This is a genomic window from Nocardia macrotermitis (assembly GCF_009604405.1).
Taxonomy (GTDB): domain Bacteria; phylum Actinomycetota; class Actinomycetes; order Mycobacteriales; family Mycobacteriaceae; genus Nocardia; species Nocardia macrotermitis.
On record NZ_WEGK01000005.1, the window covers coordinates 396,538 to 410,648 of the forward strand.

Below are 14,111 nucleotides of genomic sequence, written 5' to 3' on the forward strand. Positions count from 1 at the left end.
CGTGGTGGGGCGAGCCCGGGACGCGGTGTGGTGATGCGAGTGGTTGGGGGTGCGGGTGCCCGTGGTGGGGCGAGCTTGCGGGTGCGGCGTACGGTCGCGTGGGGGGTGGTTGGTCCGGTCGTGGTTCGGGATCGTCCACTTGTTGGGGCGCAAGGCTTTCGGGTGTGGGTGTGCAGTGTCGGTGGTGGTCGAAGGGAGTGGTGGCGATGGTGGCGGTCGATGGTGGGGCGCGGGATGGGGTGTGGGGCGTGAGGTTCGTGCGGGGGGTCAGTGGGGTGGTGGCCGCGGGGATGGTGGTGCTCGCGTTGGTGGTGGCGGGGTCGGCGGTGCTGGGTGACGCGCGGGGGTATCCGGGGCCGGGGATGAAGATGGTGGGGTGGCATGTCGGTTTGGCGGTGGTTGCCATGGTTGGGCAGGTGTTCGCCGATCGGCGTCGAGGTTTGGCCGCTTTTTCCGGATCGGTGGTCGTTTTTGTGGCGGCAGGTTATCTATTGGTTACGCAGTGGTGGAATTGAACTCCGTGTAATGGTTGCCAACAGGTGAACTGTGTCCGAACCTTATTTCCTGTGGGCAAGATCGCGAACGAATCATCGAAGCAGTCCGTGGCGTCGACGCGCCTCCAGCGAGTGGGGTCCGACCGCCGCGGGAGGCGGCCGTGATCGACCTCGAGGCCGACGTGCTGGTGCTGGGCGGTGGCCCGGCGGGAGTGTGGGCGGCGCTGTCGGCCGCACGTGCCGGAGTCCGGGTGGCGCTGGTGGACAAGGCCCGCTGCGGGCACAGCGGCCCGACCGCGAAAAGCACTGTCTCCCTGTGGAATATCCCGCCCGGTCCGCTGCGTGACGCGGCGGTGACGCGCGGCCTCGCCGACGGCGGCTGCCTCGGCGATCCGGAGTGGATGGCGCGGGTGCTCGCCGAGACGTACCGGCAGGCGGACCACCTGGCCCGCTGGTCGCGGCGCGAACCGGCCGAGCCCGCCGCGCGCGTCACCCGGATCCGGCTGGACGGTGCGCAGTACCTGGCCCGGATGCGTCGCGCGCTGATACTGGCCGGGGTGCGGATCCTGGATCACCACCCGGCGCTGCAACTGATCGTGGACACCGAGGGCGTGGTGTCCGGCGCGGCGGGCGTGCGGACGCAGGACGGCTTCCGGTCGTGGACGGTGCGGGCCGGGGCAGTGGTGGTGGCGACCGGCGGCTGCGCGTTCCGCTCCGGCGGCGCGGGGACGGACGTCGATACCGGCGACGGCATGCTGATGGCGGCCGAGGCGGGCGGTGAGCTGTCCGGGATGGAGTTCTCCAGCGCGTATTCGCTGGCACCGGTGCTGGGTTCGCATCCGGCGGGCGCGGATCGGCGCGCGACGGCATCCCGGGCGGCATTGCGCACGGCCACCCTCTGCGATGAGAACGGCACGGTATTCGGCAGTGCGGGAGAGGGATTCGGCGCACAGGCGCTCGCGGCGCTGGCGGACGGACGCCGTGTCTACGCCTGCTGGCAGCTCGGCGCACAGGACGCCGCACCGGGCAGGCGGCTGCCCGGCGATCTCGCGCGGATGCCGGTGCGGGCCGTGCTGGAGGGCACCGTGCGCGGCGCGGGTGGCGTGCGACTGATCGGATTCGATTGCGCGACAACGGTTCCCGGACTGTTCGCGGCCGGTGAGGTGGCCGGGCGCGAACCGATCACCGGTGCGGTCGGCGGATTCGGAGGTCAGGGCGGGGCGTGGTCGATGTCCTCGGGCGTGTGGGCGGGCGCGGGTGCGGCCCGTTTCGCGGCCGGGCGTGGTCGGCGCGGGCCGGTGCGGCCGGTGCCGGGCGCGGGGTTGCACGGCGGAGCCGGGCTCGATCCGCGCGCGGTGGTCGGTCTGGTCCAGGAGCACACGCTGCCCATGCGCCGCAGTTACCGGCGCAGCGCGGACAGTCTGCGCGACAGCATCGCCGAACTCGACGCGCTGTGGCCCGCCACCGAATTCGCGCTCGGCGGTATCGGTCCGGACCGTCTGTACGCGCGGGAGGCCGCGGCGCTGCTGGCGGTGGCCCGCTGGACCAAATACAGCGCGCTGGCCAGAACCGAATCGCGCGGTATCCATCGCCGCACGGATCATCCCGAGGTGATCGAACACTGGTGCCGTCGCCTGCTCACCGGCGGGCTCGGTACAGTCTGGGTGCGTCCGCAGGCGTGCGAGCCGGTGCCCGTCGCGTCGCAGTCCGCTGTGCGGCAGCCCGCTGTGCCGGAGTCCGCTGTGCTCCAGTCCGCTGTGCCGGAGTCCGCTGTGTGGCAGCCGGTCGTGTCGCAGTCCGCTGTGTCGCAGTCCGTCGCGTCGCAGTCCGCAATGTCGCAGCCTGCTGGGTCGCCGCCTTCCGCGTTGCAGCCCGAGCAGGCGTGCGAACTCGAACGTCCGGATCTGGCTACGGCCTGAGTCGGTGCGGGTGGCGTGAACCGTCGTACCGACTCGGATGGTTCGTGGTTCGACGGGCGGCGGATTCCGGTCTGGGAGCGCGTATTAGAGTCTCGAACGCGCCGCTGGCCCGCCGCACATCGCGTGCTCGGCCGCGGTGCGACAGTTCACCGGATCGTCGTGTGGATCGTCGGTCTTCGGTGACGCGGCGGTAATTTCTGGCACGTAGCCTCGGGAAATGGCACATACCGGCCGTTCTCGACCTGCTGCCGCGCGGGAGGATTTGGCAAGACCTGCGGCTGCTGGCAGAATGTTCCGGATCCCGGCCGGTGCCACCGCCCGGCCCGGGGAGGTTGGTGAACGGCGATCCGTGACGCACGGCTCCGGTCCGCGGATCACCACCGTAGTGCATTGCCCGGACAACCATCCGGCTCCGGCTCGACGGATCTGTGCGGCGATACGCGAACCGTATCCCGCAATACCCCTTACGGCTTGCCGCGAAGTAACCACCGTGACTTGCCGCGATGTAACTACCGAAGGGTATTGCGGGACATGTGCGAGCGCATTCGGAGCACCCTCGAGTAACCCGAAAAATCCCTAATTTCCATACCCGACGGTAACCGTCCCCCGGTTTAGCCCGCATCGAGCAGGAGTGAAATCGTGTCCTCTGTGACTGACGCACCGAATACAACTGCCAGCCTGTCCGAGATCACCCACGAAGAGATTTTCGCCGGCCATCTCGGAGGCAAGCTCTCGGTGGAACTCAGCGCCCCCCTCGACACCCAGCGCGATCTGTCGATCGCCTACACCCCGGGTGTCGCGCAGGTCAGCCGGGCCATCGCGGCGGACGACGCGCTGGCCAAGCGGTACACCTGGACCGACCGCCTGGTCGTGGTGGTCAGCGACGGCACCGCGGTGCTCGGCCTGGGTGACATCGGCGCGCGTGCCTCGCTGCCGGTCATGGAGGGCAAGGCCGCACTGTTCAAGAAGTTCGCCGGGCTCAATTCGATTCCGCTCGTGCTGGACACCAAGGATGTCGACGAGATCGTCGAGACCCTGATCCGCCTGCGTCCGAGCTTCGGCGCGGTCAACCTGGAGGACATCTCCGCGCCCCGCTGCTTCGAGATCGAGAAGCGCGTCATCGAGGCGCTGGACTGCCCGGTCATGCACGACGACCAGCACGGCACCGCGATCGTGGTGTTGGCCGCGCTCAACGGCGCTGCCACCGTGCAGGGCCGGGACATCAAGGACCTGAAGGTCGTGGTGTCCGGCGCCGGCGCCGCGGGTGTGGCGTGCACCAACATCCTGCTCGCCGCGGGTGTCGAGGATGTCGTGGTGCTCGATTCGAAGGGCATCGTCAGCACCGATCGGGACAACCTCAACGAGGTCAAAGCCGAACTGGCGCAACGCAGTAACCCGCGCAAGCTGAGTGGCACCGCGGCCGACGCGCTCGCCGGTGCGGACGTGTTCATGGGTCTGTCCGCGGGCACCATCGCCGAGGAACTGATCGCCTCGATGGCGCCGAACGGGATCGTGTTCGCGATGTCCAACCCGGATCCGGAGATCCACCCCGAGATCGCGCAGAAGTACGTGCAGATCGTGGCCACCGGCCGCAGCGACTTCCCGAACCAGATCAACAACGTGCTCGCCTTCCCGGGCGTGTTCAAGGGCGCGCTGGATGCCGGTGCGCGCCGGATCACCGAGGGTATGAAGGTGGCCGCCGCCAACGCGATCTTCGGCGTGGTGCGGGACGAGCTGGCCGTGGACAAGATCATCCCGAGCCCGCTGGATCCGCGGGTCGCCCCGGCCGTGGCCGAGGCTGTGGCCGCTGCGGCACGCGCAGAAGGCGTTGCGTAACAGGTGGTTTCGAAGGTAGAACGCCCCACGCCGGGTCGGCGGGGGCGTTCTGCGCTGTCCGGGGGTGTGCTGACGGCGCTGGCCGGCGCGCTGATCATGGTGCTGGTGCTGCTCGGCGGCGTCGCCTCGGCGCCGTTCGCCGACACCGTGCACCTGGGCGGTACCACGGCGATCGCGATTCCCGGGGTGGCGCGCACGCCGCCGATGGGGTGGAACTCCTGGAACGCCTACGGCTGTTCGGTGGACGAGCGCACCGTCGAGCAGACGGCCGATGCCATGGTGGCCAGTGGGATGCGTACGGCGGGTTACCGATACGTCGTGGTGGACGACTGCTGGTTCGCCACGCAGCGCGCGTCTTCCGGTGCGCTGCAACCTGATCCGACCCGTTTTCCGCACGGCATCGCGGCCCTGGCGGCCTATGTGCACGCGCGTGGATTGAAATTCGGTATTTACGAGAGTCCGAATTCCCGTACCTGCGCACAGATTTCCGGAACCTATCCGGGAAGTACCGGAAGTTCCGGACACGAGATGCTCGACGCGCGCACATTCGCTTCCTGGGGTGTGGATTATCTCAAATACGATTGGTGCTCACCGGATTCCAATATCGACCGGCAGGTGTCCGCATTCACGACAATGCGAGATGCGTTGCGCGCCACCGGACGTCCGATCGTCTACAGCATCAATCCGAACAGCGATGTGCCCGGTGCGCCGCCCGGCGGGATCTACGACTGGTCCGGCATCGGCACGCTGTGGCGCACGACCAACGATCTGCTGCCCGGCTGGGCCCTGCGTCAGGGCGCGGCCGGGAATCAGGGCGTCAGCGAAATTCTTTCCGGCGCAGCGGCATCGGCGGCCCGATCGGGACCGGGGCACTGGGCCGATCCGGATATGCTCGAGGTCGGCGTCCCGGGGGTGCAGGGCACCTCGTATCCCGGACTCACCACGGTCGAGCAGCGCACCCAGTTCGGCATGTGGGCCCTGCTGGCCGCGCCGCTGATGGCGGGCAACGCCCTGCCTTACATGAACGAGACCACCTGGCGGCTGCTGACCGATCCGGAAATCATTGCCGTGGACCAGGATCCGCTCGCCGCGCCGGTCGCCGTGGTGCCCGGCACCGACGGGAAGGTCTGGCGCCGAACGTTGTCGGACGGTTCGGTCGCGGTCGCGCTGTGGAACAGCGGTGACGCGACCGCGACGCTCTCGATCGCGTTGCCGAACCTGAATCTGCCTGCGGCGAACAGTTATACGGCCCGCAACCTGTGGTCGGGCGCGCACGCGCTCGTCCGCACCAGGGTCGGTGCGCAGGTGGCCGCGCACGACACGGTGCTGTTGCGGATAACCCCCTCGCGGGTGACCTGATCGGCCACCGCGCGAGATCGGTTGCGGCTCAGTGGTTGAGCGCCTGCTGGTTCTGCTGGTTCAGGTAGTTCTGCAACTGCTGGTAGTCGGTGATGCCCGAGGAACCCCACAGGATCGGATGCGCGCCGGGACCGCAGTCGCGAACCATGGTCTGCGTGGAGTTCGGCCCGATCCGCTCGGTGTGGTACCACTCGAACACCAGATTGGTGCACAGCAGTGAGTAGTTCATCGTGCCGGGTCCGAGATCGGTGTTGGTGCAGGTGGTGACGAGCTTGCTGCCGATGGGCGCCGAACCGCAGTTGACGGTGCCGATCGGCGTCGCCTGCGCCACTGCCGATCCGAGCGCGGCGAAGCCGCCGAGCAGTCCGGCGGTCAGTGCCGTCGCGGTGACGATCTTGCGAATCATTCGAATTCCCCACGTCGAGAACGACTTTTGTCTTCTCACCCGTTCTATCCCACCGGCCACTGCGGTACAACGTGTTATCGGCGGTTATCAGCGGAGTCTCGAGTTGGGGATTCGGTCACCTGTGGCAGGCGTGCCGGTAGTCGATGACCGGCTGGCGTGTGCCGCGCAGGCCTGCGATCAGGTCCGGATGGGCCTGTCGGTAGGACTGGCGCTCGGCCCGGCGCTGATTCTGCGGCAGGGTCCGGATGTGTGCGAGTTCGGCGGCCAGATCGGGGTGTGCGGCCAGGTAGGTGGCGACCCGCGGCGCGGCGGCGGCGTGGGCGGCGGCGCGGTTCTGCGGGGTGCACTGCACCGGGGCCGCCGAGGCGGCGGCGGGCAGCGCGATGGCCAGGGTTGCCAGGCCCGCAGTGGCGGTGAGCAGGGCGGCGGCGATGCGTTTCACGATGGGTCTCCGTTCGGTGGATACGTGCTGTCGAGACGAATCTGCCCGCCGTTGCTGAGAGGGCGCTGAAATCCGCGTGTTCGACCGGCGTACCTTCAGCTGATCTTCAGGGTCAGCACGAATCGGGCCCCGCGGCCGCCCTCGGGTTCGGTGCAGATCAGGTCGCCGCCGTGCGTGCGGGCGATGCCGCGGGCGATGGGCAGGCCCAGACCTGAACCGCCCGAACGGGTTTCGCGTGCCTGGTCCAGGCGCACGAGACGATCGAAGATGCGCTCGCGGTCGGCCGGGGCGACCCCCGGGCCGGTGTCGGAGACGGTGATCCGGGCCAGGTCGTCGTCGGCCCGCACCTGTACCGCGACGGTGCCGCCGACCGGCATGGCCTGTCCCGCGTTGCTCAGGACGTTCATCAGGATCTGCCCGATACGTTCGGGATCGGCGATGGTGTGGACCGGGTCCCCGTCCAACCGGAAATCCACGCCGGGGTGCAGCATCCGGACGCGATCGAGCTGAATTCCGGTGAGCTCGTACAGGTTCACCGGTTCGGTGTGCAGTTGCAGGCCCGCGTCGATGCGGGCCATGTCGAGCAGATCGTCGACGAGCCGACCGGCCCGCTGCGCCTCGCGGGCGAGCAGCAGGTACATGCGCTGACGTTCCTCGGGATCGGCGTCGGGCGGTTGGTGCAGGACGGCCTCGGCGATAGCGCGGATACCCGCGACGGGGGTGCGCAACTCGTGCGCGGCGTCGCCGACGAAGGCGCGCAACTGCTGTTCGGAACTCCGGGCGCGCGATTCCGCGCCCTCGAGCGCGTCCAGCATCTCGTCGAAAGCGCTTGCGGTGCGGCCGAGTTCGGTATCGGTGCGATCGGGGGACAGGCGGCTGCCGCGATGGCCGCGGGCGATGTCGCGGGCCAGCCGCGTCATCGAGTCCAGGGGCGCGAGGGCTCGGCGCACCCCGAACCAGAGTCCGCCCGCGATCAGCAGCAGTGCCGCGGCGATGGCGGCGACCAGCACCCAGACCAGTCGTGAGCCGATCCGCGCGAGCAGCGGCTCGTCGATCTGCACGGTGAGGTGCGAATGGTTGAGCTGACCGGGCGCGATGAGGGTCACGCGCCGGGTTTTCGCGACGTTCTGCGACTCGCGATACGGGGTGAGACTGCCGTACGCGTGGCCGTCGGCGAGCACCAGGCGGGCCCGCACCGAGCGGTTGTCGACGCGGGCGATCAGTTCCCGGGGCGGGGTCTTCTGCGTGGCGAGCTGGCGGGCCAGCTGTACCCGGTCGGTGAGGGTGGTGTCCTCGCTGCGGGAGACCACGACGGCGAACAGGCCGTGCACCACCACCGCAACGACCACCAGTGCGATGCCGGAAACGATTGCGGCGGTGAGGGTTACCCGGCGACGCAGCGATACCGTTCTCATGCCGCCACACTCCCGGCCCGCGCGCTCATCGGTCCCCGGCTCGCAGCGCGTACCCCATACCGCGCACGGTGTGCAGCAGGCGCGGCCCGTATTCCTCGAGTTTGCGCCGGACCGCGCTGACGTAGACCTCCACCAGATTCGGGTCGTACGCCTCGTATCCCCATACGGCGGTGAGGATCTGGGTCTTGGTGACCACCTGATCGCGATGGGCGGCCAGATAGGTCAGGAGTTTGAACTCGGTGGCGGTCAGGGTGACGGTTTCGTTGCCGCGCAACACGATTCCCGATTCGACGTCCACCACCAGATCCGCGATCGTGATCTTGTTCTGCAATTTGCCCATGCGCCGCAGCAGCGCCTCCACCCGGGCCACCAGTTCGGCCAGATCGAACGGTTTGACCACGTAGTCGTCCGATCCGGAACGCAGGCCGCGCACCCGATCCCGCACCCCGTCGCGCGCGGTGAGCATGACCACGCCCGCCGCGCAGTGCGCGCGCACCGCGTCCAGCAGGGCGAAGCCGTCGCGGCCGGGCAGCATGACGTCCAGGATCACCACGTCGGGGCGGAACTGCGCCAGGTCGCGTTCGAGTTCCTCGCCGTCGGGGCGGGCCAGGACCTCGTGACCGGCCGCGCGCAGCCCGGAGGCGACCGCCGCCCGGATGGCCTCGGCATCTTCGATGATCAGGATTCGCCCGTGCACACCCGATATTGTGGCCGCTGGGGGCTGAGGATTGGCTGAAGGTCCGCGTCCGGGGTGCGCGCGGCCGGTGGTCCGCGGCCGATACTCGGAGCATGGCGAGCCAATCAGCACAGTGGATGCGCACCGCACGGGTGCTGCGCCGGTCCGGATTCGGTGCGTCGGGGCCGGAGGTCGACGCGGTGAGCGATCCGGCGGCGTATCTGCGCGCTGCCATCGCCGCCGATCCGGAGGCAGATCCGGGTGCGCGGGCCACGCCGATGCCGCAGTTCGCGCCGCCCAACCCGCCCGGCCGCAAGGCCACGACCGCGCAGCGGCGCAGCTACAACACCGAACTCACCGCGCAGTTGAACGAGCTGACCGTGTGGTGGTTGCGGCGGATGGTCGCGGTGCGGGTGCCGGTGCGGGAGAAGCTGACGCTGTTGTGGCACAACCACTTCGCCACGTCGGCGGTGAAGGTGCGCAGTGCCGCGGAGATGGCCGGGCAGAACCGGACGTTGCGGAGTATGGGCGTCGGCGACTTCTCGGCGCTGGCCTACGCGATGCTGACCGATCCGGCCATGTTGCGCTGGCTCGACGGGCAGACCAATACCGCCAAGGCGCCGAACGAGAATCTGTCGCGCGAATTCATGGAGCTGTTCGCGCTCGGGCACGGTAACGGTTACACGGAAACCGATGTGCGCCAAGGGGCTCGGGCGTTGACGGGGTGGACGATCACGAACGGTGCGGCGGTGTTCGTGCCGAAACGTCACGACGCGGGGTCGAAGACGTTTCTCGGCGTGACCGGTCCGCTGGGGGCGCGGGAGTTCTGCGATGCGGTGCTGGCGCGGCCGGAGTCGGCGCGGTATGTGGCCGGGCGGATGTGGGGGCAGCTGGCCTCGGACGATCCGCCCTCGGAGGCCGCGCTGGGGCGGGTGACGGCCGCGTACGGGCCGGGGCGTGCGCTGGGGGCGATGATCACCGCGATCCTCACCGATCCCGAGTTCACCGGGGCCCGGGACACGGTCGTGCACGCGCCGGTGGAATGGCTGATCGGGGCGGTGCGGGCGTTGCGGGTGCCGATGAACACCGATGCGCAGGCGCATCGGGTGATGGGGGTGCTGCGGACGTTGGGGCAGTTGCCGTTCTATCCGCCGAATGTGGGCGGCTGGTCCAGCGGGCAGGCGTGGATGTCGACCGCGGCGGCGCAGACCCGGCTGACCGCTATCACCGTGTTGTTGAAAGGTGCTGACCTGTCGGCGATTTCGTCCGCGAGTAGCGCGGATCGGGTGGATGCCGCCGGACATCTGCTGGGCGTGGGCGCGTGGTCCGATCGCAGTGCGAAGGTGCTGCGGACCGCGGTCGGCAATCCGGCGCGGCTGGCCGCGATCGCGGTGAACACTCCCGAATACCTGACGAGCTGAGGAATGTCATGCCGGCTGTGAATCGTAGACAGTTCCTCGTCGGGTCCGGGGTGCTGGGCGCGCTCGGGGTGCTCGGCGCTTCGGCGATCACGTGGGACCAGTTGCATGATGCCGCGAGTACCAGCCCGCTACCCGCGGGATCGGGAATTCTGGTGGTGCTCACCATGTATGGCGGTAATGACGGCATCAATACCGTGATTCCGTACGCGGACAACGCCTATCACGACGCGCGTCCCGAATTGTCCTATCGCCCCGAGGAAGTGCTGCATCTGGACGGGCAGCTCGGACTCAATCCGGCGTTGAAGGGCATGGCGCAGCTGTGGAATCGGCATCAGTTGGCCATCGTGCGCGGCGTCGGCTATCCGAAGCCGGACCACAGCCATTTCCGGTCCATGGACATCTGGCAGACCGGGGTCCCCGACGAACCCTCGCCGACCGGGTGGGTCGGCCGCTGGCTCGACGCGACCGGCGACGATCCGCTGCGCGCGGTCAATATCGGCTCGGTCCTGCCGACATTGGCGATCGGCGCGAAACATACTGCCTCGGCGCTGGATCCGTCCTCGACGCCCTTGTCCGCACAGTTGAAGACCGAACTCGCCGGGCTGGGCGCGGCCGATCCGCACGACACTGCCACGCAGGGTTTCGTATGCAGCGGATATCGCTCGGAACAGACTGTGTCGCAAGCATTCTCGTCGATCGAAACGGTCGGAAAAGCCAAAGCCGAGCCCAAGGCGGGAGGCAATCCCCTTGCCACACAACTGAATCTGGTCTCCCAGTGCATCAAGGCCGGTGTACCCACCCGCGTCTATTCGGTCAGCCTGGGCGGCTTCGACACCCACGCCGACGAACGCCACACCCAGGAACAACTCCTCGGCCGCCTGGACGAGGCCGTCACCGCATTCCTCCGCGACATGTCCACCCACCCCCGCGGCCGCGACGTGATCCTGCTCGCCTACAGCGAATTCGGCCGCCGCGTCACCGCCAACGCCTCCCAGGGCACCGACCATGGCACCGCGGGCCCCGTCTTCCTGGCCGGTTCCCAGGTCAAAGGCGGTTTCCACGGTGACGAACCCAGCCTCACCGACCTCGACAACGGTGATCTCAAATCCACCGTCGACTTCCGCGACATCTACCACGAACTCCTGCACCGAGTGGTGTCCACCGACCCCACCCCCGTCCTCGGCCCCAACCGCCGCGACCTTGGCCTGATCACCTGAATACCCGGGCGCGGATCTCCACCCGAGGTCCACCCGGGGGTGGTGGGTTCGACGGCGTGTTTGGCCGACGCTTGAAGTATGAACTTGCAGAATGCGGTACTCGAAGGTCTTCTGGTCGTCCTCGTGTTGGGGTGGATCGTCTATCGCCAGACCCGGTGGCAGGTGGTGGATCTCGCGCGAGTGTGGCGCGGGCCGATCATTCTGGCGGTGATCGGGGTGGTGGAGTTGCGACCGGCGGTGACGGGTGCCGTGGTCGGGGGACTGGCGGTGGGGCTGCTGGTGCTGGAGGCGGTGCTGAGTGTGGGCGTCGGTGTGGCGATGGGGACGCTGTCGCAGATCCGGCGGGCGGACGGGAAGCTCGAGGCGCGGACGGGAGTGGCCGGTTCGCTGCTCTGGTTCGTGATGGTGGCGGTGCGGTTGGGAGTGGATGTGTGGGCCTCGGCCAGCGGGGCGAAGATCGTGGCGTCGGTGGGGGTCATTCTGCTGATGCTGGCGCTGAATCGGGCGGGCCGCACGCTGATCCTGTTGCAGCGGACACGGGAGCCGCATCAGGTTGGGGCACACTGAACGCGATGACCGCCGCCACCGCGCCGACGAGCCTGTCCAGGCTGCTCCGCCTGATCGGGCTCGTCGCCGTGCTGTTCTCCTCGCTGCACGCGCACCTGTGGACGCATCCGTGGATCGCGGCGGGCGCGGTGCTGTCCTGGATCGCCTGGGCCGCGTGGGCCGCCGAGCCGCAGGGCACGGTGTGGCCGGGCCGGATCTGCTTGTGCGCCATGGCGATCGGCGGCGGCTCGACCGCCGCGTGGGTCGCGGGATCGGCCATCACCGCCCTGGGCACGGTCTTCGCGGCATTGTCGCTGGCGACCGCGCCGGTGACGATCGGACTCGCCATCGCGACCCTGTCCGCGGTGTGCACCTGCATCTCGGTGCTCGGCGTGGCGGGACATCCGCGCGATCTGCTCGGCCTGCTGGTGGGGGTGCTGGTATTCGGTTTGATGGGCTGGAGCCGACGTCAGGCGCGGGAGGCCGCGGACCAGAATCGGCTACTGCTCGAACAGAACCGGGTGATCCGCGCCGAACGCGACCGGGCCGCCGCGCTGGCCGAACGCGGCCGGTTGGCCCGTGACATCCACGACGTGCTCGCCCACACCCTGGGCGGGCTGGTCCGGCAGCTCGACGCCGCCGACGCCCTGCTCGAGGCCGGTGAGGTGGATCGCGCGTCCGAGCGGGTGAAAGCCTCGCACGAACTGGCCCGATCCGGCTTCGAGGACGCCCGGCGAGTGGTGAACGCGCTGCGTGCGGAGGGTTTCGATCTGGGCGAGGAGTTGCGTCGCCTCGCCGCGGAGGAGCGCGCCTCCGGCGGCCGGGCCGAACTGCGCGTCGATGCCGAACTGCGCCGGTTGGACGAGCAGACCGCCGTCGCGATCGGCCGCGCGGCGCAGGAGGCCTGCACCAATGCGCGCAAACACGCTCCCGGACAACCGATTACGCTCACCCTCGAAGACCGGGACGAAGGTCTGGACGTGACGATCGGCAATCCGATCACCGGAAAGCTCAGCGCGCTACGGGATTCCGGTGCGGGCGCGGGCCTGCTCGGTATGACCGAGCGAATCGCCGCGGTGGGCGGCACGGTGCGAGCGGGAAGGCAGGACAACCTATGGACGGTGCGAATCCGGGTGCCGCACAGATGATCTCGGTCGTGGTGGCCGACGATCAGACCACGGTGCGGGATGGGCTGACCACCGTGCTGTCACTGCTGCCCGACGTGGAGGTGGTCGGCGAGGCCCGCGACGGCGCCGAGGCGGTCGACCTGGTCCGCAGCCTGTCCCCGCAGGTGGTGCTGATGGACCTGCGCATGCCCGGCCTGGACGGGGTGGCCGCGACCGCCGCGATCACCGCCGCGCATCCCGGCACCGCGGTCCTGGTCCTGACCACCTACGCCGACGACGCCTCCATCGCCGGGGCCCTGCGCGCGGGCGCCCGCGGCTACCTCACGAAGGACGCCGGACGCGCCGAGATCGCCGCGGCGGTCCGCTCGGTCGCCAGCGGCCACACCACCCTCGCCGCCGACGTCGGCGCGCGCCTGATCTCCGCCCTGGGCGCGCCCGCCCAACCCGCGCGCGCCGACCTCACCGATCGCGAACTGGACGTGCTGCGCCTGATGGCCCAGGGCCGCAACAACTCCGAGATCGCCGCGGCACTGTTCATCGGCCTGAGCACCGTCAAGAGCCATATCAACTCGCTGTTCGCCAAACTCGACGTCCGCGACCGGGGCCAGGCCATCGCCTACGCGCATCGGACCGGACTGGCGAATTGACCGGAATTGTGCGCGGTCAGATTCCGAGCACTCTACGTAGACCCGCGTCGACTTCTCGGAGCAGACCAGCGGGCAGGCTGCCTACGCTGCCGGACAGCTCGTCCTTGTTGAGGGTCAGTAGTGCGGTCACATTCACGACAGAATCCTTCGGCAATCCTGAAGCGGATGCCGGGATGAAGACATTCCCGGGGGCGGTGGCGAGTTTCGTGTTCGAGGTGACTACCGCGACGAGCACGGTGGCAAGCCTGCTCTTGTTGTACGGATCTGCTTGAATCACGAGAACAGGGCGACGTTTGGCCGGTCGCGACCCGATCGCTTCGCCGAGATCCGCCCAGTGCACTTCACCGCGACGGATCACCATTCGTCGGATTCGGCGAGCAGTCGACGTCCTGCGGAAGCGGCTGCGGCGTTGGAGTCGTCGGTGCCCGAGATCAGGTCGAGGGCGGCGTCGATCTCGCTGGTCAGGGTCGTCTCCTCGAGGTGAGCGATATAATATTGAGCTGCGTGTACATAGAACTCCGAGCGGGTCACTCCCAGGGAGTGCACTGTGCGTTCTATCTTGGCGTAGGTGTCGTCCGGTACTGAAATCGCGGTTTTCATGAATTC

The 14,111-nt window shown here is 68.7% G+C and carries 15 protein-coding genes; 9 read left to right on the forward strand and 6 right to left on the reverse strand.

Annotated features, from left to right (window positions below; all coding sequences use genetic code 11):
- The first annotated feature begins 206 nt into the window (after nt 1-206).
- From NRB20_RS38110 to NRB20_RS14730, 4 genes are all read left to right on the forward strand, one after another.
- Complete coding sequence (locus tag NRB20_RS38110) at nt 207-515, forward strand: hypothetical protein (RefSeq protein ID WP_153410632.1); 309 nt, start codon at nt 207-209, stop codon at nt 513-515.
- Between the two features lie 140 nt (nt 516-655).
- The gene (locus NRB20_RS14720) at nt 656-2,413 is read left to right on the forward strand and encodes an FAD-binding protein (RefSeq protein ID WP_319944921.1); all 1,758 of its coding nucleotides are present in this window, start codon (nt 656-658) and stop codon (nt 2,411-2,413) included.
- Between the two features lie 639 nt (nt 2,414-3,052).
- Nucleotides 3,053-4,249: an NAD(P)-dependent malic enzyme gene (locus NRB20_RS14725; protein ID WP_319944922.1), complete on the forward strand. Its 1,197-nt coding sequence runs from the start codon at nt 3,053-3,055 to the stop codon at nt 4,247-4,249.
- Between the two features lie 3 nt (nt 4,250-4,252).
- Nucleotides 4,253-5,608 carry a glycoside hydrolase family 27 protein gene (locus NRB20_RS14730; protein ID WP_319944923.1) on the forward strand — a complete coding sequence of 452 codons (1,356 nt, stop codon included), beginning with the start codon at nt 4,253-4,255 and terminating at the stop codon, nt 5,606-5,608.
- Between the two features lie 28 nt (nt 5,609-5,636).
- Here NRB20_RS14730 and NRB20_RS14735 read toward each other — a convergent pair whose 3' ends face one another.
- The 4 genes from NRB20_RS14735 to NRB20_RS14750 form a co-directional block, all read right to left on the reverse strand.
- Nucleotides 5,637-6,014, reverse strand: coding sequence for a hypothetical protein (locus NRB20_RS14735; protein ID WP_153410633.1), 378 nt, complete (start codon nt 6,012-6,014; stop codon nt 5,637-5,639).
- A 115-nt stretch (nt 6,015-6,129) separates the two neighbouring features.
- Complete coding sequence (locus tag NRB20_RS14740) at nt 6,130-6,456, reverse strand: hemophore-related protein (RefSeq protein WP_194289852.1); 327 nt, start codon at nt 6,454-6,456, stop codon at nt 6,130-6,132.
- A gap of 95 nt (nt 6,457-6,551) precedes the next feature.
- Nucleotides 6,552-7,871 carry a sensor histidine kinase gene (locus NRB20_RS14745; protein WP_153410634.1) on the reverse strand — a complete coding sequence of 440 codons (1,320 nt, stop codon included), beginning with the start codon at nt 7,869-7,871 and terminating at the stop codon, nt 6,552-6,554.
- A gap of 25 nt (nt 7,872-7,896) precedes the next feature.
- Nucleotides 7,897-8,577, reverse strand: coding sequence for a response regulator transcription factor (locus NRB20_RS14750; protein WP_406603831.1), 681 nt, complete (start codon nt 8,575-8,577; stop codon nt 7,897-7,899).
- Nucleotides 8,578-8,660: 83 nt separating this feature from the next.
- Here NRB20_RS14750 and NRB20_RS14755 point away from each other — a divergent pair, with 83 nt between their 5' ends.
- From NRB20_RS14755 to NRB20_RS14775, 5 genes are all read left to right on the forward strand, one after another.
- A complete protein-coding gene (locus NRB20_RS14755; RefSeq protein ID WP_153410635.1) occupies nt 8,661-9,968 on the forward strand; it encodes a DUF1800 domain-containing protein in 1,308 nt (435 codons plus the stop codon).
- Between the two features lie 8 nt (nt 9,969-9,976).
- The gene (locus NRB20_RS14760) at nt 9,977-11,185 is read left to right on the forward strand and encodes a DUF1501 domain-containing protein (protein WP_153410636.1); all 1,209 of its coding nucleotides are present in this window, start codon (nt 9,977-9,979) and stop codon (nt 11,183-11,185) included.
- 78 nt (nt 11,186-11,263) lie between these two features.
- Nucleotides 11,264-11,752 (forward strand): hypothetical protein, encoded by a 489-nt coding sequence (locus NRB20_RS14765; RefSeq protein ID WP_153410637.1) that lies wholly within the window; start codon nt 11,264-11,266, stop codon nt 11,750-11,752.
- A gap of 5 nt (nt 11,753-11,757) precedes the next feature.
- Nucleotides 11,758-12,879 carry a sensor histidine kinase gene (locus NRB20_RS14770; protein ID WP_153410638.1) on the forward strand — a complete coding sequence of 374 codons (1,122 nt, stop codon included), beginning with the start codon at nt 11,758-11,760 and terminating at the stop codon, nt 12,877-12,879.
- Nucleotides 12,846-13,505 carry a response regulator transcription factor gene (locus tag NRB20_RS14775; protein WP_153410639.1) on the forward strand — a complete coding sequence of 220 codons (660 nt, stop codon included), beginning with the start codon at nt 12,846-12,848 and terminating at the stop codon, nt 13,503-13,505. The genes NRB20_RS14770 and NRB20_RS14775 overlap by 34 nt, the downstream gene beginning before the upstream one ends.
- 16 nt (nt 13,506-13,521) lie before the next feature.
- Here the strand turns inward: NRB20_RS14775 and NRB20_RS14780 are convergent, their stop codons facing one another.
- Together NRB20_RS14780 and NRB20_RS14785 are read right to left on the reverse strand one after the other, a co-directional pair.
- Complete coding sequence (locus tag NRB20_RS14780) at nt 13,522-13,866, reverse strand: type II toxin-antitoxin system PemK/MazF family toxin (protein ID WP_153410640.1); 345 nt, start codon at nt 13,864-13,866, stop codon at nt 13,522-13,524.
- Nucleotides 13,860-14,105: a CopG family transcriptional regulator gene (locus tag NRB20_RS14785; RefSeq protein ID WP_153410641.1), complete on the reverse strand. Its 246-nt coding sequence runs from the start codon at nt 14,103-14,105 to the stop codon at nt 13,860-13,862. Before NRB20_RS14785 ends, NRB20_RS14780 begins: the two co-directional genes overlap by 7 nt.
- Nucleotides 14,106-14,111 lie beyond the last annotated feature (6 nt).

Excerpts from the sequence above, each read along its gene's own strand:
- NRB20_RS38110 (WP_153410632.1), top strand. The coding sequence starts at position 207 with ATGGTGGCGGTCGATGGTGGGGCGCGGGATGGGGTGTGGGGCGTGAGG.
- NRB20_RS14765 (WP_153410637.1), top strand. The coding sequence starts at position 11,264 with ATGAACTTGCAGAATGCGGTACTCGAAGGTCTTCTGGTCGTCCTCGTG.
- NRB20_RS14735 (WP_153410633.1), bottom strand. The coding sequence starts at position 6,014 with ATGATTCGCAAGATCGTCACCGCGACGGCACTGACCGCCGGACTGCTC.
- NRB20_RS14745 (WP_153410634.1), bottom strand. The coding sequence starts at position 7,871 with ATGAGAACGGTATCGCTGCGTCGCCGGGTAACCCTCACCGCCGCAATC.
- NRB20_RS14770 (WP_153410638.1), top strand. The coding sequence starts at position 11,758 with ATGACCGCCGCCACCGCGCCGACGAGCCTGTCCAGGCTGCTCCGCCTG.
- NRB20_RS14760 (WP_153410636.1), top strand. The coding sequence starts at position 9,977 with ATGCCGGCTGTGAATCGTAGACAGTTCCTCGTCGGGTCCGGGGTGCTG.
- NRB20_RS14775 (WP_153410639.1), top strand. The coding sequence starts at position 12,846 with ATGGACGGTGCGAATCCGGGTGCCGCACAGATGATCTCGGTCGTGGTG.
- NRB20_RS14755 (WP_153410635.1), top strand. The coding sequence starts at position 8,661 with ATGGCGAGCCAATCAGCACAGTGGATGCGCACCGCACGGGTGCTGCGC.
- NRB20_RS14780 (WP_153410640.1), bottom strand. The coding sequence starts at position 13,866 with ATGGTGATCCGTCGCGGTGAAGTGCACTGGGCGGATCTCGGCGAAGCG.
- NRB20_RS14785 (WP_153410641.1), bottom strand. The coding sequence starts at position 14,105 with ATGAAAACCGCGATTTCAGTACCGGACGACACCTACGCCAAGATAGAA.